This window comes from Paenibacillus sp. P4_E11 (genome assembly GCF_056401635.1).
In genome coordinates, this window is the sequence record NZ_JBFUIX010000219.1 from 1 (window position 1) to 4,233 (window position 4,233).

3 protein-coding genes and 1 pseudogene are annotated in these 4,233 nt (G+C 44.0%); 3 read left to right on the forward strand and 1 reads right to left on the reverse strand.

All coding sequences use genetic code 11. The features are described from left to right. Positions 1 to 295 (reverse strand): annotated as a pseudogene (locus AC1DWB_RS31600) (hypothetical protein); the annotation flags it as partial. Between the two features lie 351 nt (positions 296 to 646). On the opposite strand from AC1DWB_RS31600, the gene AC1DWB_RS31605 reads away from it, so the two are divergent. From AC1DWB_RS31605 to AC1DWB_RS31615, 3 genes are all read left to right on the forward strand, one after another. Beyond that, on the forward strand, positions 647 to 2,227 hold the full coding sequence (locus tag AC1DWB_RS31605) for a multicopper oxidase family protein (RefSeq protein ID WP_477545064.1): 1,581 nt from the start codon (positions 647 to 649) through the stop codon (positions 2,225 to 2,227). Between the two features lie 380 nt (positions 2,228 to 2,607). Continuing rightward, the gene (gene sigJ, locus AC1DWB_RS31610; protein WP_477545065.1) at positions 2,608 to 3,468 is read left to right on the forward strand and encodes an RNA polymerase sigma factor SigJ; all 861 of its coding nucleotides are present in this window, start codon (positions 2,608 to 2,610) and stop codon (positions 3,466 to 3,468) included. 323 nt (positions 3,469 to 3,791) lie between these two features. Next, on the forward strand, positions 3,792 to 4,233 hold a 442-nt coding region (locus AC1DWB_RS31615; RefSeq protein WP_477545066.1), incomplete at its 3' end, for an FAD-dependent oxidoreductase.

Sequence of the window (4,233 nt, forward strand, 5' to 3'; positions counted from 1 at the left end):
CGACAAGCATGCCCCATTCACGACTTCTCGCCAATAGTTGATTAATTTTAGAGATGGAGGCAATACAACGAGGATTATTACATATAGAGGTCTCCATATCCAAAACTAGGAGTGCACTTGTTTTGGGGTCCACTGAAACGGATTGCAGCTGAGGGGGAGGAGGAACTGGAACAGCGTTCCATTCATCGATGATAGTTGAATCCATTCTTTCAGTGTAATAGTTCACACGTAGCCAGTAACTACTTGGCATGCAGTATTCACGCCAAACACCGTACTGGGGACAATAATAGTTCATCCTAAACCACCTCTGGGCCGCTTATTTGATAATAGATTATGTACGCGGCTAGGAGAAGGTGTGGCTGAACCGTTTTAAGTATAGTCATGCTTATTCCAAAAATCATTGAAAGAAGACGTGTACAGATGCAAGAGGTCGTTCGGAAATCTCACCAATAGCTGTCGGTGAACAAGGACATATATCGTATGCAATTTTTGGACAAGACATTATTGCCGATAGCTCGGTCTGTAGCGTCTATAAATCATTAGTTGTTAGGAATAAGTTAAGGAAAAATCCACTATTAAACATAGTGGGACCTCTGTCGTTCATACGCTTTCTTAAGGTATTAAACATGAGGAGGTCTCCACTCATATGTCCTCAAAAGTAAAACTGCAAAAATTTGTTGATAAACTACCGATTCCCAAAACCACTTCCCCGATCCAGCGAGACAAGAAAGGTTCGTATTTTGAAGTGACCATGAGGGAATTTACACAAAAACTACATCGTGATCTAGGGCCTACCCGCTTATGGGGGTACAATGGTATGTACCCTGGCCCTACTTTCGACGTAATGAAGGGTGAAACGACATATGTCAAATGGATGAATGATCTGCCCAAAAAGCATTTTCTCCCCATCGATACAACCATTCATGGTGCAGAAAAAACACTTCCACAGGTTCGGACAGTGGTTCATTTACACGGCGGAAAACAGCATGACCATAGCGATGGGTACCCTGATGCTTGGTTTACGAGAAATTTTGAACAAACAGGACCTAAGTTTCAAAGAAAAGTATGCGAGTATCCCAACCTTGAAGCCACTACATTATTTTATCATGACCACACTATGGGTATTACGAGATTGAACAATTATGCGGGACTTGGAGGCTTTTTTATCATTCGTGATGTGCATGAACAATCCCTGAATCTACCGGTGGGGAAATATGAAATCCCGCTTATGATTCAGGATCGTTCGTTTAACCCGGACGGTTCGCTCTTTTACCCTGCTACTCCGGATAAAAACAATCATCGTCTTCCTTATCCTTCAATTGTTACACCTTTTGACGCAGATTACATTTTGGTAAACGGCAAAGTATCCCCCTATCTACAAGTAGAACCGAGAAAATACCGATTTCGCATTTTAAATTATTGTAATAGTCGAGCAATTACACTCAAACTGGACTCTGGACAGCCATTTTATCAAATTGGGATCGATCGAGGATTACTGGAGAAACCAGTGAAAATGAATGAGATCCTCCTTCTAACGACTGAGCGCGCGGATGTGATCGTCGATTTTTCTCGATCCTATGGTAAGACGATCATTCTTAAAAATGTCTTCAAGGGTGCCTCCCCAGAAACAACCGATGTGATGCAGTTTAGAGTAACCACTCCGTTAAAAGGAAAAGATACCAGTTCCCTTCCGGATCAATTAACGAAAATCGATTTCCTTACTAGGGAGATGGCAATAAAGACAAGAGATCTTACACTCATTAGGGTGGAGGATGGATATGGAAGATCGCTGAATTTACTTGACGGTAAAATGTGGAATGACCCTATATCCGAGAAAATGGACTTAGGAACTGTTGAGATCTGGCGGTTAATCAATCAGACTGCGGATGACCATCCCATTCATCTGCATGTCGTTGACATGCAGATTCTAGAACGCCAGCCTTTTGATGTTGCTCAATTCCAAGCCACAGGTAAACTTAAATTTACAGGACCTGCGCGTCCTCCTGAACCTAATGAAAGGGGATTTAAAGATACAATTCGTGCTCCCGCTGGTTACGTTACCTCTTTTATCGCGAGATTCGATCCATTCGTTGGACTTTTTGTATGGCATTGTCACATGCTCGAACATGAAGATTACGATATGATGCGTCCATTTGAAATCGTGAAGAAAAAAAATAGACTTAAAAATATTCTATTGAGAATGTTTTACCCTTCAAGGTATCAATGAAGTGATGTGGTTTCCATGACGTTTTATTATCCATGAGCAATTATTACAAAGTCTTTGGCGAGATTGAATTAACGCAGAACTATAGTTGAGGGGCCAGCCTCGCGGCTAAAGTAGAATTATTCAGGAAAGTAAATTCTCGTTCCAAACGCCGCGGGGAACCGTACCACATGTCATTGATCTAAACGGGTATGATACTGCAAACGTACAGCCTGCCGGCGTGATTCGGCAGGCTGTTCCGATAACTGGCAGGATAACACGAATGTTCAACGAAAATTTATAGTTTGGGTGTGAGGAATCTTTTTGCAAGAAGCGATCGATTTCGAAATTTGAGTTTCCTTAACTGTCGCCCGTTGTAAATCAGTTACGGAAGGAGCAAGTCGATGCAAGAACTTTACAAGCAGTACAAGAAGCTGTTGTTCAAGCTTGCCTATCAATTAACTGGATCAGTTTCCGATGCAGAGGACGCGGTGCAAGATGTTTTTGTTAAAGCATATAGTCTTCCTATGGAGCGATTGGAGGAGCCGAAGGCTTATCTCTGCAAAATGGTTACCAATCGCAGTAAGAATATGATGAAATCAGCACGAAAAAAAAGGGAAGAATATTTCGGGGAATGGCTTCCAGAGCCTTTTCTCACGAGCGACGATTCAATCGAAACATTTGAAAGGGATGATCTCCTATCTTACGGAATGCTTGTATTGCTCGAGAGGCTGACGACCTCCGAGCGGGTCGTGTTCGTCCTCCGCGAGGCGCTAGGCTTCGATTACAACGAGATCGCTAAGCTCATGGAAAAAAGCGAAGTGAGCTGCCGCAAACTGTTCAGCCGTGCGAGTGCAAAGATGGGACGGATATCCGATGAACCAATTCATATCCATAATGAGAGCCAGGAATGGGTTCATGGATTTATGGGAGCGCTTAAGAAAGGGAACATGAATAAACTTTTATCGTTGCTGGATCAAGATGTCGTTCTAGTTGCCGATGGTGGCGGAAAAGTGCGTACTACGGTCGATCCGATTGCTTCGCGTGAACGAGTTGGTCGTTACCTTCTCGGTGGTTTGCGTAAAGCAGCTAGGATCGGAGAAGAACTGGTCATCGAAATGGGTCAAGTCAATGGAGAACCTGCCATACTTCTTCGATCGGAAGATAGCGCAGTCCATACAGTGGTGCTCTTTCACATCGAAGAAGGGAAGATCTGCAAGATATATATCGTTCGGAACCCCGACAAGCTGGGGCATATCTTCTAGTGTGAGATCAAATGCACCGCGGTTATGCATCTCCATTGGAATTTGTGCTCATAATCAATATCATGCTGAATTATTGGCTAATATTCAAAATTGTGCTAAATTAACTCCTTGGATGGGGTTCACGCCCCCTTTTCATTATATAAAATTAGAGACCCGCAGCCCGTTGCTGCGGGTCTCTTTCTGCGATTTACTCATAAAAACCGGTACGAAAGAACGGCTGATTAAACGGCACATGCAAGGTTTCTCATTCGTTCGTTTCCGATGTCACAAATCAGAGGCTTACATTGTTATATGTGCGAAAACAAAAAAGGAGCTGAGGAAAGATGAACGATTTGACATGCATAATCATCGGAGGTGGCCATGCAGGGCTTGCAGCGCTCAAATCATTAAAGGAAAAGACCCAGGGCATGGCGAACGGACAGCGGATTCGGTTTGTTCTGTTGGACAAACAGCCCGGTCATGTGCGAAAAATACTGTTGTTCCGGCGGGCCGTGGGCGAGGAAGAGATTATGATTCCCTGGACGAATTATGAGTTTTTTGAAGGAGTCGAATTCGTGCAAGGTACGGTTACGTCCGTGGATAGCRGGGAAAAACAGATTCGATATGAGGATGCGCATGGCAATGATGCCCGAATTCGTTATGACCTTTTGGTTGTGGCGGTCGGCAGCGTCGTTCGGCAACCGAATCCTGATCAGGGTGGCATATCTTTAACCGATCTGCAAACCGCGGCAGTCATCCGGGAGCGCTGGCGCGCCAATCTAAAGC